The sequence below is a fragment of the Kaistella soli genome (genome assembly GCF_019038595.1).
GTDB lineage: Bacteria > Bacteroidota > Bacteroidia > Flavobacteriales > Weeksellaceae > Kaistella > Kaistella soli.
Map to the genome: position 1 here is coordinate 213,131 of NZ_JAHOPF010000001.1, position 23,105 is coordinate 236,235.

General features: G+C 39.7%; 25 protein-coding genes. 8 read left to right on the forward strand and 17 right to left on the reverse strand.

Annotation, left to right across the window (positions count from 1 at the left end):
• The first annotated feature begins 10 nt into the window (after positions 1-10).
• A complete protein-coding gene (locus KSK37_RS00975) occupies positions 11-799 on the forward strand; it encodes a T9SS type A sorting domain-containing protein (protein ID WP_088358366.1) in 789 nt (262 codons plus the stop codon).
• A 99-nt stretch (positions 800-898) separates the two neighbouring features.
• On the opposite strand, the gene KSK37_RS00980 is transcribed toward KSK37_RS00975, so the two are convergent.
• Positions 899-3,718: a gluzincin family metallopeptidase gene (locus tag KSK37_RS00980; RefSeq protein WP_217198911.1), complete on the reverse strand. Its 2,820-nt coding sequence runs from the start codon at positions 3,716-3,718 to the stop codon at positions 899-901.
• Positions 3,719-3,851: 133 nt separating this feature from the next.
• Here KSK37_RS00980 and KSK37_RS00985 point away from each other — a divergent pair, with 133 nt between their 5' ends.
• On the forward strand, positions 3,852-4,706 hold the full coding sequence (locus KSK37_RS00985) for a DUF4846 domain-containing protein (RefSeq protein ID WP_088358365.1): 855 nt from the start codon (positions 3,852-3,854) through the stop codon (positions 4,704-4,706).
• A gap of 59 nt (positions 4,707-4,765) precedes the next feature.
• Here the strand turns inward: KSK37_RS00985 and KSK37_RS00990 are convergent, their stop codons facing one another.
• The 8 genes from KSK37_RS00990 to KSK37_RS01025 all read right to left on the reverse strand — a co-directional run bounded on the left by KSK37_RS00990 (position 4,766) and on the right by KSK37_RS01025 (position 11,460).
• Positions 4,766-5,338: a YceI family protein gene (locus tag KSK37_RS00990; RefSeq protein WP_217198912.1), complete on the reverse strand. Its 573-nt coding sequence runs from the start codon at positions 5,336-5,338 to the stop codon at positions 4,766-4,768.
• Positions 5,339-5,425: 87 nt separating this feature from the next.
• Complete coding sequence (locus tag KSK37_RS00995; RefSeq protein WP_217198914.1) at positions 5,426-6,130, reverse strand: DsbA family oxidoreductase; 705 nt, start codon at positions 6,128-6,130, stop codon at positions 5,426-5,428.
• 105 nt (positions 6,131-6,235) lie between these two features.
• The gene (locus tag KSK37_RS01000; protein ID WP_217198917.1) at positions 6,236-7,150 is read right to left on the reverse strand and encodes an AEC family transporter; all 915 of its coding nucleotides are present in this window, start codon (positions 7,148-7,150) and stop codon (positions 6,236-6,238) included.
• A 166-nt stretch (positions 7,151-7,316) separates the two neighbouring features.
• A complete protein-coding gene (gene pyrF / locus KSK37_RS01005; RefSeq protein WP_217198919.1) occupies positions 7,317-8,675 on the reverse strand; it encodes an orotidine-5'-phosphate decarboxylase in 1,359 nt (452 codons plus the stop codon).
• Between the two features lie 100 nt (positions 8,676-8,775).
• Positions 8,776-9,198, reverse strand: a complete 423-nt coding sequence (locus KSK37_RS14125) for a homocysteine S-methyltransferase family protein (RefSeq protein ID WP_343216966.1) — start codon at positions 9,196-9,198, stop codon at positions 8,776-8,778.
• Complete coding sequence (locus tag KSK37_RS14130; RefSeq protein WP_217198921.1) at positions 9,153-9,734, reverse strand: homocysteine S-methyltransferase family protein; 582 nt, start codon at positions 9,732-9,734, stop codon at positions 9,153-9,155. Before KSK37_RS14130 ends, KSK37_RS14125 begins: the two co-directional genes overlap by 46 nt.
• Before the next feature lie 526 nt (positions 9,735-10,260).
• Complete coding sequence (locus tag KSK37_RS01020) at positions 10,261-10,926, reverse strand: DUF6624 domain-containing protein (protein WP_217198923.1); 666 nt, start codon at positions 10,924-10,926, stop codon at positions 10,261-10,263.
• A gap of 234 nt (positions 10,927-11,160) precedes the next feature.
• Complete coding sequence (locus KSK37_RS01025) at positions 11,161-11,460, reverse strand: hypothetical protein (protein WP_217198926.1); 300 nt, start codon at positions 11,458-11,460, stop codon at positions 11,161-11,163.
• 458 nt (positions 11,461-11,918) lie between these two features.
• On the opposite strand from KSK37_RS01025, the gene KSK37_RS01030 reads away from it, so the two are divergent.
• Positions 11,919-13,469: a serine hydrolase gene (locus KSK37_RS01030; RefSeq protein WP_217198927.1), complete on the forward strand. Its 1,551-nt coding sequence runs from the start codon at positions 11,919-11,921 to the stop codon at positions 13,467-13,469.
• Positions 13,470-13,604: 135 nt separating this feature from the next.
• On the opposite strand, the gene KSK37_RS01035 is transcribed toward KSK37_RS01030, so the two are convergent.
• The 3 genes from KSK37_RS01035 to KSK37_RS14005 all read right to left on the reverse strand — a co-directional run bounded on the left by KSK37_RS01035 (position 13,605) and on the right by KSK37_RS14005 (position 15,209).
• Positions 13,605-14,084: a SixA phosphatase family protein gene (locus KSK37_RS01035; RefSeq protein WP_088358358.1), complete on the reverse strand. Its 480-nt coding sequence runs from the start codon at positions 14,082-14,084 to the stop codon at positions 13,605-13,607.
• A gap of 83 nt (positions 14,085-14,167) precedes the next feature.
• Positions 14,168-14,845: a zinc-binding dehydrogenase gene (locus KSK37_RS01040; protein ID WP_246566146.1), complete on the reverse strand. Its 678-nt coding sequence runs from the start codon at positions 14,843-14,845 to the stop codon at positions 14,168-14,170.
• The gene (locus KSK37_RS14005; protein WP_246566148.1) at positions 14,823-15,209 is read right to left on the reverse strand and encodes an alcohol dehydrogenase catalytic domain-containing protein; all 387 of its coding nucleotides are present in this window, start codon (positions 15,207-15,209) and stop codon (positions 14,823-14,825) included. The genes KSK37_RS01040 and KSK37_RS14005 overlap by 23 nt, the downstream gene beginning before the upstream one ends.
• Before the next feature lie 143 nt (positions 15,210-15,352).
• Here KSK37_RS14005 and ruvX point away from each other — a divergent pair, with 143 nt between their 5' ends.
• From ruvX to KSK37_RS01065, 5 genes are all read left to right on the forward strand, one after another.
• Complete coding sequence (ruvX, locus tag KSK37_RS01045; protein ID WP_217198930.1) at positions 15,353-15,769, forward strand: Holliday junction resolvase RuvX; 417 nt, start codon at positions 15,353-15,355, stop codon at positions 15,767-15,769.
• On the forward strand, positions 15,766-16,338 hold the full coding sequence (def, locus tag KSK37_RS01050; RefSeq protein WP_088358355.1) for a peptide deformylase: 573 nt from the start codon (positions 15,766-15,768) through the stop codon (positions 16,336-16,338). The genes ruvX and def overlap by 4 nt, the downstream gene beginning before the upstream one ends.
• A gap of 105 nt (positions 16,339-16,443) precedes the next feature.
• The gene (locus KSK37_RS01055; protein ID WP_088358354.1) at positions 16,444-17,010 is read left to right on the forward strand and encodes a DUF5606 family protein; all 567 of its coding nucleotides are present in this window, start codon (positions 16,444-16,446) and stop codon (positions 17,008-17,010) included.
• A gap of 117 nt (positions 17,011-17,127) precedes the next feature.
• Positions 17,128-17,898, forward strand: coding sequence for a nucleoside triphosphate pyrophosphohydrolase (gene mazG, locus KSK37_RS01060; protein WP_217199399.1), 771 nt, complete (start codon positions 17,128-17,130; stop codon positions 17,896-17,898).
• A 5-nt stretch (positions 17,899-17,903) separates the two neighbouring features.
• Positions 17,904-18,977 (forward strand): FUSC family protein, encoded by a 1,074-nt coding sequence (locus tag KSK37_RS01065; RefSeq protein WP_217198931.1) that lies wholly within the window; start codon positions 17,904-17,906, stop codon positions 18,975-18,977.
• Positions 18,978-19,082: 105 nt separating this feature from the next.
• Here KSK37_RS01065 and KSK37_RS01070 read toward each other — a convergent pair whose 3' ends face one another.
• The 5 genes from KSK37_RS01070 to KSK37_RS01090 form a co-directional block, all read right to left on the reverse strand.
• Positions 19,083-19,574, reverse strand: a complete 492-nt coding sequence (locus KSK37_RS01070) for a hypothetical protein (RefSeq protein ID WP_217198932.1) — start codon at positions 19,572-19,574, stop codon at positions 19,083-19,085.
• Positions 19,571-19,942: a hypothetical protein gene (locus KSK37_RS01075; protein ID WP_217198933.1), complete on the reverse strand. Its 372-nt coding sequence runs from the start codon at positions 19,940-19,942 to the stop codon at positions 19,571-19,573. The genes KSK37_RS01070 and KSK37_RS01075 overlap by 4 nt, the downstream gene beginning before the upstream one ends.
• A 95-nt stretch (positions 19,943-20,037) precedes the next feature.
• Complete coding sequence (locus KSK37_RS01080) at positions 20,038-21,162, reverse strand: ABC transporter permease (RefSeq protein ID WP_217198934.1); 1,125 nt, start codon at positions 21,160-21,162, stop codon at positions 20,038-20,040.
• Positions 21,163-21,171: 9 nt separating this feature from the next.
• Complete coding sequence (locus tag KSK37_RS01085; RefSeq protein ID WP_217198937.1) at positions 21,172-22,272, reverse strand: ABC transporter permease; 1,101 nt, start codon at positions 22,270-22,272, stop codon at positions 21,172-21,174.
• 76 nt (positions 22,273-22,348) lie between these two features.
• On the reverse strand, positions 22,349-23,104 hold the full coding sequence (locus KSK37_RS01090) for an ABC transporter ATP-binding protein (protein ID WP_217198939.1): 756 nt from the start codon (positions 23,102-23,104) through the stop codon (positions 22,349-22,351).
• Between the last annotated feature and the right edge of the window lies 1 nt (position 23,105).

Sequence of the window (23,105 nt, forward strand, 5' to 3'; positions counted from 1 at the left end):
ATTTTATATTATGAAAAAAATCTTTACAATTTTAGGGGTTTCTGCAGCAGTATTTGCATCTGCACAAACAAATTTATTCACAGGGTCAGATTTCAATGACTGGACTGCGTTCGAATCAAGCTTAGGTTTCGCTCTTAAATCGGGAGAACAAAGCGTAAATGGTGGTATTGGCGGAAGTGGTGCTCTAAAAATCACTGACAATGCGACTACACAAAACATTTATGTGATGACTGCTAGCAAAAACATGAACACAACAGGTATTAATTATATTACCTTGAAAATGAAAGGTGTTGCTGGTGGAATCTCTTTCAACGCTGGAGATGGAACTCCAACTGGAAGCAAGTATTTTAACGTTCCTGCTGGTACAACAAGCAACGTAACTTTGACAGGTACGGGCGCAAACGCTTATACAGGATCTATTAACGCTGCTGATTGGATTACTGTTACATTAGATCTTACAGGTGTTAATTGGGGAGCAACTCCTACTTTTTCTATCAAACTTCAAAAAAGCTCAACTAATGCATTATTCGTAGATGATATCAAAGGTTCTGCAACATTGGCTGTTGGTGATGTTAAGGCTACTAAAGCTAATTTAGTTAAAAATACAGTTGTTTCTAACGAAATCATCTTTGGTGAAACAGCTAAAGTATCTGTATTAAATATGGCTGGACAGATTGTTAAAACTGCTGACGCGTCAGAAAATTCTAGACTTAACGTTTCAGATCTTTCTAAAGGTACGTATGTTGTAACTGCTGTTGTTAATGGAAAATCTGTTTCTCAGAAAATCATTAAAAAATAATTATTCTTTTAGAATTAACGAAGCCACTTCTCAGAAGTGGCTTTTTTTATTTTAAAAAGTGACTGGTCAGAATAAAAATTCTGAGTGAATCATCCTCCATCAGAACCATCCTCTTCTGAAGTAATTGGTCACGGCAGAAAAATTCAGTACCAGAGTAAAACGGATTCTTCTTCCATAATCTTTGAAAGAGGGTTCAAACCCCAAAGAACTCTGAAGCGGGAAATACACTTCCAGAAAATCCGGAATCACCTTTACTTTTACTCCTGAATCCCAGACAAAATGCGAGTTTTGCAATCTGTTTTTATAAACGCCGGCATCAGCATAAACATTAAACCAACGCCAAACATGTGAATCCACATTTACGGAAGTGATCCATTGATTGGCTGTTTTCCCGACCTGCGATTTAAAGCCGCCTTCCGCCACAATCAACTGCTGTGAAAGTAAGCCTGAGACCGCACTTTGTCCTAGAAGTCCATAAGAAAACGCGTAGTTGGAAACTCTTGCTATTCCATAATCGAAAAGATTATTTTTTGTCTTATTCGTGATAAAATAGCCTCCAAAAAATCTGAAACTTATTTTTTTGTCCTGCGCAAATTCCCAGCGGTAAAAAGCTTCTCCTGATATTTTCTGGAAATCTTCCATCCACTGAAGGTTTCCGTTGAGGTATTTCTCATGGATCAGGCTCCGGTCCGAATAGCTGTAACCCAGATTCCAAAGATTATATTTTGCGTACTCGTTTGCAGCAGCCATTTTGGGAGTAAGTTCTTTATCAAAAAAGTTATAGGAAAATCCCAGATTCCTGCCGATATCGCTTCGCGGATTTTTAGTAAAATTAAAATTGACAAATGCCGAAAATTTACGGTAAGTCAAATCGTAATCATAGTGAAAATAAGAACCAGAAACCCCAATATCAAGGCTTCTGTAAAAACTTTCTGCCGGCTGAAAAGAGTAGGCCACACCTCCGGAACCGGTCAGTTTTCCTGTTCCGGTACTGAAATAAGGAGTGAATGAATAATTAAATTTACGGTCGAAAAGAGAGGTGTTTCTGAAGTTTAAACCCAAAAGAACTCTGTCATACGCATTAAAGTTCACTCTCGGATTAAGGTAAATTTCATTAAACTCAGGATTAGGAATGTCTTTAAAAAGCTTGAATTTTATTTTTTTAGTGTTCCTGAATAATCCTTTGGCATAAAGGTAATTATCGCGGAAGTTGTTTTCCGGAAAAATATATCCGCTGTTAACCACGATTTTCTCGGCGTTTGACTGTGGAATATTGTAAATCTGAGGGTCTTTGGAATCATCGGTATCAAACCAGAATTCATTCACCTCGCCGGATTTTGTTTCGGTTTCAATTTTAAATGGAATCGTCTGTTCCGTATTTTTTGCAACTTTTACCTGAAATTCATCACCAATTTTTTCGAACCTTTTCAATTTGAAATTCACGCGGTTTTTCTTTTTGATAAAGTGGTCGAAAAAATCTCCCGAATATCCTGAAGCTAAAGTAAGCTCATCCAGAAAATTCTGTTTGTTAACATGTTGATGGCTGTTCTTTTTTAAATACTCAATGATAAAATCGTCAAATTTTTCGCTTCCCATTTTCTCCGCGATAAAAGAAAACAGACTTCCTGTTTCGAAATGGCTGATGGCTTTTGCATTGTAATTACTTAGATTTTCAAAAGGCTCGGAAATTTTCTGATCAAGATTTTGCGTCATGATATACTGGTAAGCCAGCCCGTACCTTTCCGAAAGTTTCAGCTGTGAAGCATGGAATAATTTCAGAGGCTTAAAACCAAAAATATTAATGTTTTCAGGAAGTTCGCCCAGTAGTTTTTTGTCTTGGTAATACCGTTCGATGTACTGAATTTCAAGATAAGTTTTCAGACCGTTCATCAGCCAGTGATCGTTGTTTTTTTCGAATACTGCGGCCTGTTCTACAATGTTTTTCGACAGAATACTGAAATAGTTCAGATCATTTTTTTCCGATTCGCTGAAAAGTTGGTAACCGAATTTCCAGAATTTAACATCTTCAAGACCTGTAAAATCTTCGTTTTTCCTGAATTTTTCACTGATGAATATTTTATTTGGCAGAAAACCGGTCTTGTTTTTAATGAAATTGAGCTGAAGCGGAAGATAGAATTCAAGATTTTCTTTTTCGGTTTCCGTGAGATGGTATCCGAAATTTACATTTATTTTTTCGCCGTCAATGACTGTTGAAATTGACGAATAGTGATTTTCGGATATTAAGAATTCAGGATCGTTATTGAGTTTTCCCTCAAAGTAATTGGGTTGAATTTCGTTCAGGTTACTTTGGGAAAAATAATTTACAGGGACATCAAGATTCACTTTCCAGTAATTCCCCGGACTTTGGTTTTCCTCAATGTCGATAAAGTTTTTTGAATATTGGTTGGCGTCTTCAAAACCGTCGGGAACAATAAAAAAGTACTTCAGCGCAATTTTTTTTCCGTCACTTCCGTAACCGGTAAATTTCTGCAAAGGCAGATTCAGAACGTAACGCAGTGTAATTTTTATTTGGTATCCGGGTGCCAGTTTTTTAGAAAGCGGAATAAAAATATTTTCCTGTGAAGCATCTATATCAGAAATCACGCGGCCTTCAATTTTGACTTGTAAATTCTCGAGATTGCCCAGTTCTCCAGGTTTTGCAAAGTACATGTCACTTTTTCTGTCTTCCAGTTTTCGCGAAAGAAGCGGCGTGCTCCGGGTTTTGTAGGCAGCAGTCCAGTTGAGTAATTTGATTTGGTCTAAAGGGGAATCGGTATTGTTGAAATAGGTAATCTCCTGGCTTACAGAAATCTGCCTTTTGTTTTCCGCGATTTTAGCTTCGATATAAATACTGTCCTGCTGCGCGGAAACCGCAACAAAACTGGTAATCAGCAAAAAACCACAGAGAAATCCTTTCATTGTATAAATTCAATCAAATATAATGATGTTTTTTTGTACCTCGCAACATTTCTCAGTTCCTATTTTCCGTCAGATATGTATTAAAACGTAGTTTATTTTGGAATAATCAGTATTTTTGAGTAAATCTTCCTGATTGTTTAAATTTTACCATATCGCCGCTGTATTCCTGGTATTCCATTTTCAAGCTGTTTCTTCGCAGGTTGTGGAAACCACCACACCGTTGATCATTGACAAACGCAAATCCACCATCAGAACAAGATTTACGCCGCCGAAAGGTTATTTCTGGGTGAAAGAAGAATCCGGCAGTTTCAGTGAATATCTCGTTAATTTCCCGCTTCATCCGCCGGGTTTTCCGGTACGCGATTTTAAAGCGGTTCCCATTGAAAGACAATTCAGTCATGTTGCCATTCTTAAAATTGATGTAGGAGATAAAGATCTGCAGCAGTGCGCGGATGCATGGATGCGGCTGTATTCAGAATATCTTTGGCTGCACGAAAGAGAGGATGAAGTTGGTTTTGAGTTTACCAGCGGGCAGTTTTTTTCGTGGAATGATTTTAAAAAAGGAGTCCGAACGAAAGAAGTAAAAGACCGTGTCCGGTTTATTAATACAGGAAAAACTGACGATTCTTACGCAGCTTTCAGAGCGTATCTGAATATTATTTTCAGGTATTCAGGAACCATTTCTTTAGACCGGGAATCAAATCCTGTTCTGCAGAATTCGCAGATTAAAACCGGTGACTTTCTGATAAAACCCGGAAGCCCCGGACATTCTGTAATCATTGTAGGTACAGCGAGAAACAGCGTGGGAAAACGCCTTTATCTCTTGGCTGAAAGTTTTATGCCGGCTCAGGATATTCATATTTTAAGAAATCCTTCCAACGCAGGTATTTCGCCCTGGTACGAACTGGATGTAAATGCGCCGCAAACCGTTACTGCAAAGTATATTTTCAAGCCAACCTCTATCAAAAGATTTCGGAGTTTAAAATAAAAAAAAAACGGAAATCCAGTTGCCCGAATTTCCGTCTCCACTATAAAAACTATTAACTATTATTCTGCTGTTAATTCGAAATCACCTTTTATTCTTACCAAATCATTGATCATTGGTGCAGGGAATTTAGGTCCTAAGTCGAAGTCTGATCTTTTCAAAGTTCCTACAACCTGGTAGCCGTAAGTTGTTTTTTTGTTCATTGCGTTCACGGTTGAACCTCTGTAGATAAGCGTTAGAGAAACCGGTTTTGTAACGCCGTGCATCGTTAAATTACCTTTAAGGTTGTAGTAATTCTTTTTTGTTTTTGTTAAAGAAGTACTGGTAAAGTCCATGGTCGGGAATTTTTCTGCTTCAAAGAAATCTGCACTTTTCAGGTGGTTGTCTCTTGCTTCAACGTGAGTGTTGATAGAATGTACATCCGCTGAAAAAGTAAGCGTTGAGTTGACAAAGTTTTTTTGGTTTGCATTGATCGTTAATGCTGCTTTGTCGAAGTTTCCTGTGATGTCGTTGATTCCAAGGTGAATCACGGCAAACTGAATTCTTGAATGTGCGGGATCACTTTTCAAAACCAATTGGGCAAAAGTGGAAACCGAAAACAATAATACGGTAAGAATCGATAATAATTTTTTCATAATACTTTCTTTTATTTTGTTATTGATTGTTGATGCAAAGATATAGCAGCTGATTTACAGTGACATTGATCTAAGATAAGAAAAAAATTAATCACAGTTTCCGTCTCTATCACAGCTTTCTCCCTGGCCGATAATTTGCAGGCCTTTGTCGCCGGCAGAAAATTCGGAATAGGACTTTTCAAGAACTTCTAAGAATAATTCAGGCTGCTGAGCGCCGGAAACGCCATATTTGTCATTAAATACGAAATAAGGAACCGCGTTGATGCCAAGCTGCCTTGCGACAAGACCGTCATGAGATACTTCATGCGCCATTTCATCCGATTGCAGGGCATTTTTAATATCTTCTTCAGCCAAACCTACTGATGTTCCTATTTCGAGTAAAGTGGCTTCATCATCGATATTTTTTGCGGTGATAAACTGAGCTTCAAACAAAGCTTCTTCCATTTCGTTTGCTAAACCTTTCTTCTTCGCCAACTGAATTAGAAGATGGCCTCTGAAAGAATTGGCTACTTTGGAATGATCAAAATTAAAATCGATTCCTGCTTCTTTTCCTGCATTTTTAGCATGTTCGTGCATAGCTTTTGCCTGCGTTACCGGGATGCCTTTCGCTTTCGAGAAATACTCGTAAGGATTGGTTTCCGGCTGTGTTTTCAGGTTAGGATCCAGCTGAAAACTGTGCCAGTTAACTTCAATTTTTTCGCCATCAGGGAACTGTTCCAAAGCTTTTTCGAACTTCTTTTTTCCTACATAACAGAACGGGCAGCGGATGTCACTCCAGATATCTACTTTCATTTTCTTTTTTATTTAATTGATGAATCAAAAGTACAAAGCCTGAATTGAATTTGGGTTGATCTAAGATAAGAAATTTTAATAAGCTGTGGCTGAAAGTTTTAGAAATCAAAACCAGAGGCGCATTACCAAATACCAAAATGCTAATGTAAACAGGGAAAGCGGAATTCCGATGCCGATCATCAGGTTGCAGAGTTTGGGTTCCAGTTTGTGGGAAACAGCGATGATGCTGGCGGTAATCATCGGCGCCATTGCTGATTCCAGAAAGGAGATTTCAACAGTTTCTCCGCTTTGTTTTAAAATGACAAAATAAAGAATGAAAATAAATGCCGGAAAGAGAATTAATTTAAATAAAAGTCCCCAAAACAAGGGTTTGGTATCACCGTCGGGTTTTTGCCATTTCAGCTGACTTCCCACTGAAACCAATGCGAGCGGAACCGTTGTTGCGCCGAGTTTAATGAAAACGTCATCCAGGTCACGGGGAATTTCGATGCTGAAAACATTAAGAATAACTGCTAGAGAAAAGGCAATGAAAGGCGGAAATCTGATGATTTTATTTAAGATTTCAGAGACTGAACTTTTGCCTCCAGAATAAAAATTCGCTACTGCGATTCCAACCGTGGAAAGTGCAACAAATGAACCGGGCTGGTCGGCAAGCATGACCGTTTTCAGACCGCTTTCACCAAAAACCGCCTGTATAACAGGAATTCCTACGAAGGAAGTATTTCCAAATCCCGCGCACATGATCACAGCACCGGTCACCATTTTCGGCCATTTCATTTTTTTGCCCAGAAAGCTGAAAAACACAATGGCCAGAAAGATATTAACCCAGGGTACTGCAACCGGAAAAATCACTTCATAACTTAGGGTGATCTTCGGGATATAATAAAGCGAAAGTGCGGAGAGTGAGATATTGACAACAAAAGCATTCAGTGCCGTATGCCCGTTTTCGGGAAAAAGTTTGGTCTTCTTCAGGAAATATCCGAGGAAAAGGCAGAGAAAAAGTAAAATTAAATTAGACAATTGGGTATGAATTAAACGGGAAAAGTGAATGCAGAAATCCAAAGCCAATTTCTGCTGTTTCTATAACGAGGTTTTCATTAAAAGAACGATATTGCACTTTGCTGTAACGCAGCGCTCTTATCCTGTTTTTATTTGACAAGAGCGCTTCGATTGGATTAAAAAGTTTTTACAGACTGTTGGTGTAGGCATTCCATCCTGCAATTTTATAGCGCAATGCTGCTTTTTCAGCATCATCAGATTTATATATTCCGCGTCCTACAATCATGAAATCTGTTCTTAAGTTTTTAAAGACATGTTCCGGAGTGTTATACTGCTGTCCTTTTCCGTCGCCGGAATCCGCCAGATTTACTCCCGGCGTGAAAAGCAGCAATTCATCAGGAATCTGTTTCTGAGACACACCGCCAATGACATTGGGGTGAGACTGTGCAACTTTAAGCGCTTCCTCCTGATAATTCTTATCTGTTAGAGTGCCTTTCGAAGACATTCCCAATATCGCGACAACTCCCACATTCAAAAAGCAGTCGAGCGAATCGTAACCGCCGATGACATGCGAAGTAACGAAATCTGCCCAGTTGGAAATTTTGTAGATTCCGTAAGAAAACTGAAGTTCCTGGGTATTTCCGATGTCGGCAAATTTGCGGTCTTCCATCAGAAGAAAATTATATTTAGTAGCCAGATCTTTCAGCGGAAGGATGGTGGTATCCGGATCAAAATCGGTGATAATATCGATATGGGTTTTCAGGGCTACGATGTGAGGTCCTACTTTTTCAGCCAGTTCAAGAAGTTCGTGAGTGGAAATAACATCTGCAGAAACAATAAGGTTTGATTTCTTTTCGAGGGAAATTTCAAGCAGTTTTTTTGATACTGAATGGTCTGCGTTTTCGAGTTTCTGTTCGTAAGAAAGCCGCTTCTGCTCTTCAAATTTTACCACATTGCCATTCAGAAAATCATTGATTCTCAATACTTCATCATCAGATAAATGTCCTTCATCTTTAAGGATTTTACACACTTCAGAAATGGTGAAAAGTGTATGTACACGGTAACCTTTGGTTTCAAGCATTTCTTTTCCGCCCTGCTGTCTGTCGAGAACCACAACGATATCAGACACCGAAATCCCCTCATTTTCTATCTCTGGAATCGTTTCGAGCAGTGATTTCCCGCTGGTGATCACGTCTTCCACCAAAAGACAGTTCTGACCTTTAGTATAGATGCCTTCGATCATTTTCTTGGTACCGTAATCTTTCGCCTCTTTTCGTTTGATAATAAGCGGAAGATAGCTTTCTAAAGACATTGCAGTCGCCATCGGAAGCGCAGCGTAAGGAACACCGCAGATAAGATCGAAATTGTCCAGCGGAAGCATATCCAACAGGTAATTCGCGAGGCGTTTTAAAATTTTGGGATCGGAAGCAAGAGGTCGCAAATCCACATAAAAGGGACTTTCGATACCGCTTTTCAGCGTAAATCGGCCGAATTTTATAATACCTAACTGATAACACTCGAGAAAAAACTGTTTTTTATTTTCCATTTACTTTTTACTTTATTACAAAGTTAGGGTTTTCACAGAAACTGCAGGGAAAGTAAAAAGGTTAAAAAATCTTAAAAGACAGCCTCGCGGATCTGTATTTTCAAACGGAAGCCGGATGTATCTGGCTGATGATTTCAGAAATATGCTCTTCATCAGTGCCGCAGCAGCCACCAAAAACATTGATATGGGTAAAAGATTCTTTCAGATTTTTGTATTCTTTGCCTAACTCATGGGGGATCCCGCGGTCCAGCGAGGTAGCTTCATCCAGTTCGGCATGGCTTTTACAGGAGGCGTTTGCTCTGATAGCTTTGATTCGTCGCGTGTAGGGATCATTTTTATTTTTAAGTAGTTCTTGGTGGAAATGCGTGGGATGCGCACAGTTGATCATATAATAAAGAGGAGGGACATCCGTGTTTTCGTCAACTGTTTTAATGACTTCTGCTAAGCTCATTCCGTTCGGGAGTTTGCCGTCGGTTTCTACCGTAAACGAAATAACAGCAGGAAGTGTAAAGTAATTTGCCACACGAGTAACGCCGATTGCTTCTTCTGCGTCCTGCAGTGTAAGTGCCGTAACCCCAGATCAACTGAGGAATGTTTTAATACTTCTATTTGGTGGGAATGATACTGTTGCGCTTCTTCTCTGTTCATGGTGTTTTCCGGAAAATATCCATCTCCCCGCGGACCGAAGCACCCACTGATGAGAATGGTTGGAAGGTCATTTTCAAATTCAGTTTTTAATTCTTTCATAAGTGCGACCGCTTTTTTATTTATTGCGGAGGTGGAAGATCTGGGATAGCCAGTTTTCTCCACCCAATCAGGATTGGCACGCCAGGTGGGAGTTTCTAAAATGAAACTGGTATGGTGCTTTTTCGCAATTTCTAAATACTTTCGGTAGTAATTTCTGAGGGCATCACATCCTTTTTCAGTTTTCATCAGGTCAAAGGCGGCAAAACAGGGAAGATCGAAACCTTCCAGAAAAATAAGTGTTGTTTCCAGTCCGCCGTCTGTTAAAAAAAGTTCATCGGATTCGCTGGGGAAATTTTTGGTGTTTTTTTTCATGGTGTTTGTTTTTTTTGTGATAGATGATATGAAGAGCTTTCAGTTCAGAAATCGGTACTGAAACAAACGGATCTGAAAACAGTTGGTCTTTATAACGGTCTGTTTATGAGTGTTTTGATTTGCTAATTTAAGAAAAAAACTGAACAGTTAACGGAAATGTAATGACGAAAAAAAAGAAGAAGGAGTTTGGTACTTGTAAAAGTACTGAGCATAGAAATTAAATTCTCAACTTTTTTATATTCTGACTAATGTTAAATTTTAATGTTGATAATCAGTATTTTACGATTTCAATATCTCTGTCAGTCAATTCAAATTGAGTGATTTGTTTTTGAATTCAACTTTTCTTGTTAGCTGCTAAAAACAACTTCGTTTTTGAGTAGTGGAATTACAGCTAACGGTTGAGTATTTGTTGGCGGGAATTATTATTACTAAACTTTGTAAATATAACAAAATGAACAGCTGGCGAAAATCTTCAAAATGTAAACCTCAACCCCGCTAATAGAATAGCATGTGTATTCAGTGTTTTTTATTTATAAAGTTTAGGTTCAGTAATTCCTTTCTTTAGAAGAATTTCCTTATTCATTTCAAAATGATTCGTAGTCATCCAATTATAATAATCTTTGAATGACGGTAAGCCATATTCAGCACGAAGTTTGTCAATATTTACACTATCTAAAAGTCCATTTTTCGGAATTGCTTGTCCAACTTCATTATATGTGACCTGTGAACCAAATCTTTGTTTTTGATTTGTGTTTATTGCAACTCTGTCCTCAAGCAATGCATAATCACTTCTGTTTGCATTATTTATTCGAATTTGTTTCCATAATTCTTTTAGCATTTTTTTTTGAAATTTAACATCTTTGTCTGCATGCTGAATTGGGAGCCAAAATTTAACAGAATTTTCTTTTCCAACTTCTTTAAATCCTAAATAGCCATATTTTAAATATAATTTTTTAATCCGTTGTTGGTTGTCAAGTCCAACACTATCTCTTTTCTCTTCAAATATTTTCCACGCTTTTTCATTACCATATTTTTTTATTAAGTCCTCAAATGGAATTCCTGCGTATTTTTGGTCAATCTTACCGATGTAATCAAGTTCAGTATTAATTTTTTCTTTCTCAATATCTGTCAGACTCTTATTTGAAGTACAGCCGAATAAAAGAAATGTCAAAATTATTATTAAATGTTTCATTTGCAAGGATTTTGGTTAACTGTGTATACAACGGTTGGGTGTTTCTGTTGGCGAGGATTATGATACCTGGTTTTTGTAAATATAACGAAAAGAACAATTAGCGAATATTTTTATGATGTTAACTTCAATCCCGCTAATAGAAATACTCTGTTACCAGTTGTTTTGTAGTGGAATTTGCTTTTTAAACCTTCCTTTAAATAGAATTTTGGATCAGGTAATAGAATAGTACAATAGTTAATAATATTCCAAAGGTTTCAAATATAAGATAAATACTTTTTGTTCTTTTTTAAAATCAGCAGGGACAAAAAAATCATCAGTAGCTTCAATTTCATTTTCACTTAAAATTTGATTCACAAGAATTTCATCTTTTTTTTCAAAATAAAACCGAACAAAATCCGTAACCGAGTTAGGAGTTTCAAAATCAATATAGAATTTTACATTTTCTTCTTTTAAAATACTTTCTAAAGTAAGATATTTCCGAAACGGTATATAGAGTCTGAATGTACTTTTGTCAAAGACTGTTGGATTTTTCACGGTTTTGGATTAAAATTGCTGGTAACTCTCAAATATATGAAAATTAAGGGCTAAAATAAGTGTTTATTGATTTTTCACTATCTTTACAACACTTTGGTAAACAGATGATTGTATTATTAATTTTTATTCGGAATCATCATTTTCCGACCCATTAAATTCTTCTTAATCTTTCCCCATAAACGTTTTCTCGAGGTTGAGCCGTAGTTGCGCCGCACTTGCGCCGTAGCATCTTATAGGCTCCTTTAGGGTAGACTCAAGTCATCTTCTACAATGCCTCATATTTTACTCGTGTCAGGTTCGGAAATGATCGCTTTTTTCCGAACCATCTCCGAAACCGTCCCGAACAATAGGAGTAAAAGCTACGGGCTGTAATGCAATCTGGGAGGTATATTCACAAGCTGCAGTCGGTATGCAGTTCGCCTAAAAATTTATATCTTCGTGTAAATTTAATAATCTGTATGAAACGTAACTTTTCTCTACTTCTGGTCCTCACTTCCTTCCTCGCATTTTCACAGGTGGAAGAAAAAAAACTGGACGAACTGATTCAGAACACCATTAAAACCTTCGACGTGCCCGGGATGTCGGTCGGCATTATCAAAGACGGCAAAATGGTTTATGCCAAGGGTTTTGGTCTGAGTTCACTCACCACCAAACAGAAAATGGACGAAAATACCCTGGTGGGAATTGCTTCCAACTCCAAAGGATTTACCGCCACAGCGCTTGCCATTCTGGCGGATGAAGGAAAACTGAATTTTGACGACAAAGTGACCAAATACATTCCGGAATTTCAGATGTACGACCCATACGTTTCGCAGGAAGTAACCATTAAAGATTTACTCACCCACCGTGCCGGACTTGGCCTCGGACAGGGCGACCTCATGTTCTTTCCGGAAGGCGGAAATTTAACCGTAAATGATATCATCCATAACGTCCGTTACCTGAAGCCTGAATATTCTTTCAGAAACAAAATGGAGTATAACAACATTATGTTTATTGTTGCGGGAGAAGTCATCCACAGGGTTTCCGGACTGAGCTGGGCAGAATTTATCGAGCAGAAAATCATGAAACCGGTTGGAATGAATTCCAGTTTCGGAAGCTATAACCGGGCAAAAGCTGCCAAAGTTACCAATATCATCGATGCCCACGCACCGGTGGACGGAAAGGTTATTCAGGTGCCTCACGACTGGAATGAAACAGGCAACGCAGCAGGCGGAATCATCAGTAACATCCGGGACATGGCAACATGGGCCGATTTCCTGATGAACGGCTTTACCACTAAAGAAGGTAAAAAACTTGTCTCCGATAAACAGATCCAGCAGCTGTGGAACCTGCAGATCGCTACACCGGTCGCAATGAAAAACGCTTATGATTCCAATTTTGGAGGCTATGGTTTGGGGTGGTTCCTTACCGACGTAAAAGGCCACAGACAGGTTTACCACACCGGCGGATTAATTGGTACCGTTACTCAGTTTACCCTAATTCCTGATATGAAACTCGGAATCATTGTTCTTACGAATCAGCAGAGCGGGGCAGCTTTCAGTACCGTAACCAACACCGTAAAAGACGCATATCTTGGGATCGAAGACCGCAACTGGCTGAAAACCTATGGTGACAGAACAGCAAAGATGGATGCCGAGTTTACTAAAGGTAAAAAAGAAGTGTATGCCCAGGCCGAAGCATTTAGGAAAGATAAAAATCAGCAGCCAAAGCCGGAACAGTTTGTAGGAACCTATAAAGATGACTGGTTTGGGGAGGTGCTTATTTCACAGGAAGGAAAAACTTATAGAATCTTCTGTAAAAATTCGCCGCGCCTGAAAGGCGAGCTTGTGCCTTATACCAACAATATATTCATTGCCAAATGGGACGACAGAAGTTATGATGCCGATGCTTTCCTTATTTTTAATTATGATGAAAAAGGGAAAGCCCAGTCGGCAAAGCTGAAACCTATTTCAGATGTCACCGATTTCAGTTTTGATTTTGAAGACCTGGATCTGCAGAGAACCAAATAAATTGGAAAGATGCTTAAAACCAAAAAGTCACAAAGAGGATATCTTTGTGACTTTTTTATGATATGGAAATTCAAAATATCAGAACCTGATCTGGGAGGTTTTTGCGTAAAGAAATATTCCTTTGTGACTGTGTAGTTATTTAATATCCTTCGGTTCGTAATAGAATATCAGTTTCTTCTTCGCGCCTTCAAAATCTGACCAAGAGTTACAGTCGATCTGAAATCCTGCAACGCCGCATGTTGGAAGCACAAAAATGTTGTGAGACATCATATTGGCGAAATTGGAAATTCCGTTATTATGTGAAAACATCGCCACCGAATTCACCCCGTCATCCAGGTCATAAATCACCGATTCGAAATTGCTTTCAGAAGGATGATACAGTTTTGGATTGGTTTCGATTCCCAGCTGATAGGTCTGATTAAAGATTTTACACGTACTCAGTGCCCTCAGCGCCGGACTGGAGACCAGCTTTTCAATATGCACATTGTTTTCCTTCATATAGGCCGACATTTTTTCGGCGTCGTGAAGGCCTTTGTCGGCAAGTGGTCTGTCGAAATCATCGGTGTCTTCCGGCCAGTCGCTCTTTGCGTGGCGAACGAGGATAAGTGTTTTCATGCTGAGCTGTTATTTTGGGGAAATAAAATTAATTAAAAAAAAGAGAAGTTGTTAGCTTCTCTTTTCATTTTGCTACAATAAGGTCAGTTAAAGTTAATAATCACTTTCAGTGCTTTTTCTTTCGCAGCATTACCGAATACTTCATAAGCATTCAGCATATCACTGAAATCAAAGCGGTGAGATACCAGTTTTTCGGGCTGCAGTTTTTTGCTTTCTACATTTTTCAGCAGCATAGAAGTGGTGCTGGTGCAGACAAGGCCCATGGTAATCGTTACATTCCTGATCCATAGTTCTTCAATATGCAGTTCCACCGGTTTGCCGTGTACGCCTACATTAGCGAGGTGACCGCCCGGTTTCAGAAGTTTCTGGCAGATGTCAAAGGTGGCGGGAACTCCGACTGCTTCAATGGCCACATCAACGCCTTCAGCGCCGGCTATTCTTTTAACGGCTTCTACGGCGTTTTCTGTGCCGCTGTTTACCACATCGGTCGCACCGAAACTTTTGGAAACTTCCAGTCTTTCCTGATCCAGATCCACCATAATAATTTTTGCAGGAGCAAAAAACTGAGCGGTGAGCAGTGCGGCAAATCCGATGGGGCCTGCACCGACAATCGCTACGGTATCTCCGGGTTTTACGGTTCCGTTCAGTACGCCGATTTCAAATCCTGTAGGTAAGATATCGCTCAGCATTACTGCAGCTTCTTCATTCACGTCATCTTTTAAATGATAGAGCGAGTTTTCACCATGCGGGAATACGGACATATTCTGCCTGAGTTCCATCGATCAAATGCCCCAGAATCCAGCCACCATCCGAGCAGTGCGCATAGAGCTGCTTTTTGCAGTTTTCGCATTTTCCGCAGGAGGTAATACAGGAAATAAGTACTTTGTCTCCTTTTTTAAAGTTTTTCACCGCTTCACCCACTTCCTCTACAATTCCCATTCCTTCGTGGCCGAGAATTCTTCCCGGGGTTACTGCGGGAACATCTCCTTTCAGGATATGAAGGTCGGTTCCGCAAATGGTAGATTTCACCATTTTTACGATCACATCGGTGGATTCTTTGATCACCGGCATCGGACAGTCGACAAGCTCTTTTTGTCCGGGTCCTTTAAATACTAATGCTTTCATTCGCAAAGTGTTTTTTAATTAATGATTAAGACTGCTATTAAAGTTAGGCAGATTATGAACATCACCGTGAAAACTGAAGTTGATAATTATCACTTATTTTTAAATTTTGTGAACAAAGACAAATATTTGTAAATTTGCAGACTATGGGGAAAATAATGGCAGTGGATTACGGTAAAAAACGCTGCGGAATTGCTGTAACCGACGATATGCAGATTATTGCGAGCGGTTTGGATACGGTGGAAACCAAGGATATTTTTGTTTTTTTGCAGAAATATTTCAGCCAGAATACCGTAGATGCAATTGTAGTAGGACTTCCCACAGACCTCAAAGGAAACCTCTCCGAAATAGAAGGGGATATTGTACAATTTATAGAAAAATTTAAAACAGAATATTCTGCGGTGGAAATACATCGTTTTGATGAACGTTTCACTTCGAAAATGGCTTCTTTTTTTATCTCGCAAAGCGGTAAAAGCAAGAAAAAGCGGGAAGAAAAAGGCTTGATTGACAAGGTGAGTGCCACCATCATTCTGCAGAATTTTTTAGAACAGAAACAAAGATGATATTACCAATACGTGCATTTGGCGATGCAGTTTTAAGAAAACACTGTCACGAGATCGATAAAGACTATCCGGAACTTAAAGCTCTGGTGGAGAATATGTATGACACCATGGATTCCGCACACGGAATCGGCTTGGCTGCTCCGCAGATCGGACTCGATATCCGCCTTTTCGTGGTAGATCTTTCACCACTGGCGGAGGATGAAGATTATGCTGATATTGCTGAAGAACTGAAAGATTTCAAGAAAGTTTTCATCAATGCAAAAATCCTGGAAGAATCCGGCGAGGAGTGGAAATTCAATGAAGGCTGTCTTTCAATACCGGACATCCGCGAAGATGTGAAACGGAAAGAAACCATCCTGATCGAATATTTTGACGAAAATTTCGTTAAACATACCGATACATTTTCCGACATGAGAGCAAGGGTGATTCAGCATGAATACGACCATATCGAAGGAATCCTGTTTACAGACCATTTAAGTTCTTTAAAGAAAAAGCTGGTTAAAGGAAAACTTGCCAAAATTTCTCAGGGAGATGTGGCCGTCAATTATAAAATGAGATTTCCGAAGTAAGTAAGGAATCCGCGCAGCGGCAACAGTTTTAAAAGATTCAGAATTTATTCTGACGCGACAAAAAAAATAACAGTTATTAAAAATTCAAACATAAAAAATAAAAAAATGCAGTTAGAAAAAATAATTTCAATTTCCGGAAAACCGGGTCTGTACAAATTGATTTCGCAGTTGAAAAGTGGGTTCATCATTGAGGATGTTTTAACAAAAAAGAAAGTAAGCATCGGCAATACATCTCAGGTAAGTTTGCTGGATAATATCGCGATGTTTACCTTCGATAAGGAAGTTCCTTTGTTTGAAGTTTTCGAGAATGTAGCAAAGAACAACGATTATAAGGAAACGATTTCCCACAAATCTTCTGATGCTGAATTAAGAGCATTCATGACAGAATCTCTGCCTGATTATGACACCGAAAGAGTGTATGTTTCCGACATTAAGAAGCTTGCGCAGTGGTATAACATCCTGAACAAAGCGGGTTATATTACCCCTGAAAGTTTTGTAAAAGCAGAAGTGCCTGCAGAAGAGAAAACTGAGGAACAGCCAGCAGAAATCACCGAGAAAAAAGCAGCTAAAAAAGCAGCGCCCAAAACAGAAAAAGCAGCTGCACCTAAAGTGAAAGCTTCCACTTCTTCTGCGAAAGCAGCGCCGAAAAGCACCCACAGAAAAATGGGATAAATTTAATCGCATTCAAATCAAAAACCTTGTCTTTACCGGCAAGGTTTTTTTGCTTTAATAACGTAAATTTGTACCGTGGCGTCTAACCCGCATTATAATTCTCCTTATCTCCCGCACATGAATACCAAAGAACAGAAACTCGAAGCTTTTTCCCGCCTGCTTGACATTATGGACGATCTCCGTGAAAAATGCCCCTGGGACAGAAAACAGGATTTACAGAGTCTGCGTCATTTAACCCTGGAGGAAGTTTACGAACTTTCCGATGCGCTGCTTCAGGAAGATTTGCCAGAAATTAAAAAAGAACTTGGCGACGTGTTGCTGCATCTGGTGTTTTACGCAAAAATAGGTTCTGAGAAAAACAGTTTCGATATCGCGGACGTCATTAATGCTTTAAATGAAAAACTGATTTTCCGCCACCCGCATATTTACGGTGATACCGAGGTTGCCGATGAAGAAGAGGTAAAGCAGAACTGGGAAAAACTGAAGCTGAAAGAAGGCAACAGATCTGTGCTTTCCGGCGTGACCAAAGGAACACCCAGCATGGTGAAAGCTTACCGCATCCAGGATAAAGTGAAAGGAATCGGTTTTGAATTCCACGATGCTGAAGATGCATGGAAAAAAGTGGATGAAGAACTTGCAGAATTTCATGCTGAAACTGATCCTGATAAAAAAGAGCAGGAACTGGGCGATGTATTTTTTTCTTTAATTAATTACGCCAGAATTACCGGAATAAATCCCGATTCTGCCCTTGAAAGGACGAATATTAAATTTATCACAAGGTTTCAGAAAATGGAGGATTTAGCTCATGATAAAAATCTAAAGCTTGAAGATCTGTCTCTGGAAGAAATGGACGTGCTTTGGGAAGAAGCTAAAAAAATAATCAGCTAAAAAAAATGAAACTTCAGAAACAGATCAGCACACATGTAGAATCTCTTGTCGAAATAAAAAAGACCGAAAGACTCTGGCATTTTCCTTTTCTTGCAGGGATTTGTGTGGGGCTTTGTCTCTTCATCGGATGGTATTTGGGAAGGCCCGCTTATGGTAATCTTTCAAGTATCGGCGCACTGGTAATTCTCTATTTTACTCATGCTTCTCTGAGTAAACGCATGATTCATCTCTGTGTATGTGCGTTTGGTTTCAGTTTGGCTTTTGCGCTGGCTTATATATTCAGTTTTAATGCTTTTCTGAGTGCGGTGGCACTCGGATTTATTGCTTTTCTTTCCCATTTTGTAACGTCTTGGTTCGATATTCCGGCACCGCGTAATTTCTTCTTTATTATGGTGGCAGCGGTGGCAACTTCTATTCCTTTCGAGGTGGAAGCCATTCCGCTGAATGTAGGATTGGTTACAATGGGCGCAATGCTGTCCGTACTTCTGGCATTTTTCTATTCTGTTTTTATTGCAAAAAGAGTAGTGGAGCCCAATTTCAGAAGAAAGCTGAAAAAGAAACGCTACACTCATATTGTAGAGAGCTTAATCCTCGGTTTCGCAATGTTTGCGGGGCTCTTGATCGGTAATTTTTTAGAACTGAAAAGCGCTTACTGGATACCTGTTTCTGCGCTTGCCATTTTACAGGGAAAAGACCTCTTTCATGCTTGGCAGCGGAATCTGCACCGTATTTTCGGAACCTTTATCGGAATCGGCTTAACGTGGTTGATGCTTGCCTCAGAACCGTCGGGGCTTTCACTGGTATTCCTGATCGCAGGACTGCAGTTTGTGGTAGAAATGCTTGTAGTGCGCAACTACGGTTTAGCGGCGGTATTTATCACACCTCTGACAATCTTTCTCGCAGAAAATTCAGGAGGAATGGCGATTAATGTAAACGACTTGATGGCAACGCGCCTTCTGGATACGGTGATCGGAAGTTTAATAGGAGTCCTGGCCGGTTGGCTGCTGCATCACGGCACTTTGGTTTCCAATCTGGAAAGGAAAATAAGGAGTACTACAATCCTGATAAAAAGAAAGTAAAATAAGCGTCATTCAGTGCTCTTCTCGGTTATAGATAAAAATTCAACCACAAAAGAAAACAGTTTTTTGTGGTTGAGTTTTTTTATGACTTGGAAAAAGAGATGCTTATTCGAAATAATGGTGATAGCTTTCCATTGAATGTTCCAGAGCTTCTGTTAATTTTTCTGCTTCCGCTTTGTTGTTGGTTTTAGCCAGCTGCTGTATGGTGTTCATGTGATTCGTAAGCCATGCGTGCAGCACTTCGTGAGATTTTCCGGTCATTGTACAGCTTTTGATGAGTTTTTCATTGGCTGAAGTAAGATCGGCAGCCAGTTTTTTATAATCACCTTTATCGGAATCATAGCCTTTAATCAGTCTTTCCTGTTCCTGAATGAAAGGCAGCATTTCGGTATTGGTTTTCCATTTTTTACCGTTGTCGAGTTCCAGATTTGCAGAAACGTCGGCATGTTCTTCCGATTTTGCTTCGTCAGCATGTTCAGAATGATGATCCGCGGCGGTTTGTTCTGTGGTTATGTGTTCTGTGTGATTTTCCTGTTTCTTCTCACAGGAAACTACAACTGCCAAACCAAATAAGGCCGATAAACTTGCTTTTTTCATTTCTTAAAAATTTTTGTGGTTATCAATAAAAATACTGTAGTTAATACTATTCGAAAAGCCATCGCTCCCAGCGTTTTGTTTTCGTATAAGCCGCCATGATCAATATAGATGAAGAGTGCGATATAAGCGGAAATTAAGATAACGAGTGCAGTAATCAATGGAATTTTTGTCCAGCTTTTATTTTTAAAAATCCCGTAAGCGGATGTTAAATATAGAAATCCACACAGCCAGTTTGCCCACACAATAAAGGGAACAAAATTGCCCTCTTTAGCTCTGATTCCGAACCAGTCGAAAAGGACTGAACTGCTCATAAACAGCGTTAACAATCCGAAAGTGATTAAAAAAAATAGAAATATGATCCGTTTCATGATGGCTTTTTAAAGTTAATGGTTTTATCTCACATCTTATAATGAACTGTATGATTAAGAAGAGGTTAGCATAATAAAATACCGGTTTTGGTGTTTTAATTCGTTTTCCGGTAACGCAGAATCGCCCAAGTGATCACAACCGTTCCCAAAGCTGTTATAAAGACAAAGTGTGGCAGCAGATCAGTGAAGCCGCTGTTCTTTAGGATAATCAAACGGATGCCGTCAACGCAGTAAGTTACGGGATTCAGGTACGCGATATATTTTGCCCAGTCGGTCATGCTTTCGGTTGGGGTGAAAAGTCCGCTCATCAAGACAAAAATCATCATAAAGAAGAACACCACAAACATCGCCTGCTGCTGGGTTTCACTGTAAACCGAAACCAAAAGTCCCATTCCAAGAATCGTGATGAGGTAAACCGAGATGAAGGCATAGAGCAGCAGCAGACTTCCCTGCATCTGAATGCCGTACACAAAAACCGTAACCAGAAGTCCGATGGTGAAGGCTACCATGGCCAACAGCCAGAAGGGGATCAATTTACCAAGGATGAAATCTGTTTTCCTAATTGGCGAAACATTGATCTGTTCGATGGTACCGGTTTCCTTTTCAGATACAATGTTGAGGGCTGTTAAATAACCTCCGATTAAAGTCACCAGGAAGGCAAGAATCCCCGGTACGAGAGAAAGCCGGTAATTGTAGCCTTCGTTGAACCAAAAATTCGGAATGATTTCCAGACCGGAACTGTTTTTGGTGCTTTCCAGTTCCGGACTCATTTTCAGCTGAATTTGTTCATTATAATCCTGCAGAATCTGACCGAGATAACTAGCGGAAAGTCCGGCCTTGGTTCCGTTGATGGCATTGATGGCGAGAAGAACTTTTTGGCTGTTTTCTCTTACAAGATCTTTTTCGAAATTGTTGGGAATTTCAAGAATCAGGTCAGCGCGGTCTTTCTCCACTTCGTCGTAAGCTTTCCGGTAATTTTCGCTGTAAGATGTAATCTTAAAATATCCTGATGCAGTAATTTTGCGGATGAGTTCGCGGGAGAAACCGGATTTGTCATGGTCCACCAAGGCCATTTTAATGTCTTTGATCTCGTAATTGGCAGCGAGTGGAAGTACAACCAGCTGCACCACCGGCATCACGAAAATAATGGCTAGAATGGATCTGTTCCTGAAGATCTGCAGGAATTCTTTCTTGATTAGTATACGGAGCGTTCTAAACATCTTTTAAAATTATTCAAGCCTTATTTTGAATTTTTTCACCGCGATCACAAAAAGAATGGTCATCATTCCGAGAAGAACCAGAACGTGTTTCCAGATAGTTTCCATTCCTGTTCCTTTGATCATGATATTTTTTACAATTTCATAATACCATTTTGCAGGAATAATGTTGCCGGCGATCTGAAGCGGAACCGGCATATTTTCCACCGGGAACATAAAACCGCTGAGCATCAGTGTCGGCAGCATTGTTCCGATAAGTGAAATCAGCATCGCGGTTTGTTGAGTCGCAGTCAGAATTGAAATCACAATGCCGATGAGGAGATTTGTGATGATAAAAATAATGCTGATCGCAAACAGTAGAAATATATTTCCCTCAATTGGTAAATCAAGTACGGATACACTTAATAGCAGAATAGAAATCAGTATAATGACCGATAATATAAAATACGGAATCGCCTTCGCGAGAATAATGACGTAAGGTTTCATGGGCGAAACGAGCAGTACTTCCATGGTGCCGGTTTCTTTTTCCCGCACAATGGCGATCGCCGTCATCAGCACACAGATGATCAGAAGAATAAAAGCCATCACACCGGGAACAAAATTAGGAGCACCTTTCAGTTGCGGATTGTAGAGCATGCGGATTTCGGGCTGAATTCCCAAACGTGGCTGCAGGGTTTGTTTTCCGTAGAAATCTCCAATGATGTTCGACATGAAATTATAAGTCTGATTGGCGAGGTTGAGGTCTGTTCCGTCGTTAATAAGCTGGATTTGTGTTCTTTTACCGGTGACGATGTTTTGGGAAAACTCCGCAGGAATCACGAGGATCATTTTTATTTTTCCGCTTTTGAAAGCGTCTTCCGCTTCGTGAATGGATTTCAGATTAAGGTCAAGATCAAAATATTGGTTTGCGTCAATTTTAGAAACGAGTTCAGCCGAGGTTTGCGTTTTATCCTGATCCAAAACAGCGATTTTGGTGTTCTTCACTTCGGTGCTCAGCGCAAAACCAAACAGCAGGATCTGAACAACGGGCATGCCGAAAAGAATGAGCAAAGTCCTTTTGTCACGCAGCACGTGCAAAAATTCTTTCCGGACAAAAGTTAATAACTGTTTCATTTTATTTATTCTTTTAACCTATATCAGTTCGATCATCTTTGTGACTTTTGGTTTAAAACTAATTACTGCGGCTTAATCAATCTGCGCTGCGTTTTGCGCCTCTTGCCAGTTCATAAAAAAGGTCATCCATACTCTGCGTGCCGAATTGTTTCTTCAAATTTGCCGGTGTATCCAAAGCCGCTATTTTTCCGTCTACCATAATTGAAACGCGGTCGCAGTATTCGGCTTCATCCATATAATGGGTGGTCACGAAAACAGTAATTCCACGGTCTGAAGCTTCGTAAATCATGTTCCAGAACTGCCGCCGTGTTACAGGATCCACACCGCCGGTGGGTTCGTCTAAAAACACAATTTGAGGCTCATGAAAAATAGCGACCGAAAATGCCAGTTTCTGTTTCCAGCCCAGGGGAAGTTCTGAAACCAACTTGTTTTTTTCGTTCTCGAGCCCAAGTTTAACGATAAGCTCGTCACGTTTAATGATTAATTCTTTCTTTGGAATTCCATAGATTCCGCCGAAGAATTCTAAATTCTCTTTCACGGTCAGGTTGCCGTACAGCGAAAACTTCTGGCTCATGTAGCCGATGCTTTTCTTGATTTTTTCAGTTTCCTTATAGACATCAAAACCAGCGACCGTTGCTGTTCCCGAACTTGGAACAGATAAACCGCAGAACATGCGCATTGAAGTGGTTTTTCCTGCACCGTTGGCTCCCAGAAATCCGAAGATCTCGCCTTTTTTTACTTCAAAGCTGATATGGTCAACCGCCGTAAATTCTCCAAAAATCTTTGTGATTTTTTCGGCTTTAATGGCAATATTTGGACTTTCGGAATTCATT

Bases quoted from the DNA above. Each gene is read 5' to 3' on its own strand.
- KSK37_RS00975 (WP_088358366.1), top strand. From the start codon at position 11: ATGAAAAAAATCTTTACAATTTTAGGGGTTTCTGCAGCAGTATTTGCA.
- KSK37_RS00980 (WP_217198911.1), bottom strand. From the start codon at position 3,718: ATGAAAGGATTTCTCTGTGGTTTTTTGCTGATTACCAGTTTTGTTGCG.
- KSK37_RS00990 (WP_217198912.1), bottom strand. From the start codon at position 5,338: ATGAAAAAATTATTATCGATTCTTACCGTATTATTGTTTTCGGTTTCC.
- KSK37_RS00995 (WP_217198914.1), bottom strand. From the start codon at position 6,130: ATGAAAGTAGATATCTGGAGTGACATCCGCTGCCCGTTCTGTTATGTA.
- pyrF (WP_217198919.1), bottom strand. From the start codon at position 8,675: ATGGAAAATAAAAAACAGTTTTTTCTCGAGTGTTATCAGTTAGGTATT.
- KSK37_RS14130 (WP_217198921.1), bottom strand. From the start codon at position 9,734: ATGAAAAAAAACACCAAAAATTTCCCCAGCGAATCCGATGAACTTTTT.
- KSK37_RS01020 (WP_217198923.1), bottom strand. From the start codon at position 10,926: ATGAAACATTTAATAATAATTTTGACATTTCTTTTATTCGGCTGTACT.
- KSK37_RS01030 (WP_217198927.1), top strand. From the start codon at position 11,919: ATGAAACGTAACTTTTCTCTACTTCTGGTCCTCACTTCCTTCCTCGCA.
- KSK37_RS01035 (WP_088358358.1), bottom strand. From the start codon at position 14,084: ATGAAAACACTTATCCTCGTTCGCCACGCAAAGAGCGACTGGCCGGAA.
- KSK37_RS01040 (WP_246566146.1), bottom strand. From the start codon at position 14,845: ATGTCCGTATTCCCGCATGGTGAAAACTCGCTCTATCATTTAAAAGAT.
- KSK37_RS14005 (WP_246566148.1), bottom strand. From the start codon at position 15,209: ATGAAAGCATTAGTATTTAAAGGACCCGGACAAAAAGAGCTTGTCGAC.
- ruvX (WP_217198930.1), top strand. From the start codon at position 15,353: ATGGGGAAAATAATGGCAGTGGATTACGGTAAAAAACGCTGCGGAATT.
- def (WP_088358355.1), top strand. From the start codon at position 15,766: ATGATATTACCAATACGTGCATTTGGCGATGCAGTTTTAAGAAAACAC.
- KSK37_RS01055 (WP_088358354.1), top strand. From the start codon at position 16,444: ATGCAGTTAGAAAAAATAATTTCAATTTCCGGAAAACCGGGTCTGTAC.
- mazG (WP_217199399.1), top strand. From the start codon at position 17,128: ATGAATACCAAAGAACAGAAACTCGAAGCTTTTTCCCGCCTGCTTGAC.
- KSK37_RS01065 (WP_217198931.1), top strand. From the start codon at position 17,904: ATGAAACTTCAGAAACAGATCAGCACACATGTAGAATCTCTTGTCGAA.
- KSK37_RS01070 (WP_217198932.1), bottom strand. From the start codon at position 19,574: ATGAAAAAAGCAAGTTTATCGGCCTTATTTGGTTTGGCAGTTGTAGTT.
- KSK37_RS01075 (WP_217198933.1), bottom strand. From the start codon at position 19,942: ATGAAACGGATCATATTTCTATTTTTTTTAATCACTTTCGGATTGTTA.
- KSK37_RS01080 (WP_217198934.1), bottom strand. From the start codon at position 21,162: ATGTTTAGAACGCTCCGTATACTAATCAAGAAAGAATTCCTGCAGATC.
- KSK37_RS01085 (WP_217198937.1), bottom strand. From the start codon at position 22,272: ATGAAACAGTTATTAACTTTTGTCCGGAAAGAATTTTTGCACGTGCTG.
- KSK37_RS01090 (WP_217198939.1), bottom strand. From the start codon at position 23,104: ATGAATTCCGAAAGTCCAAATATTGCCATTAAAGCCGAAAAAATCACA.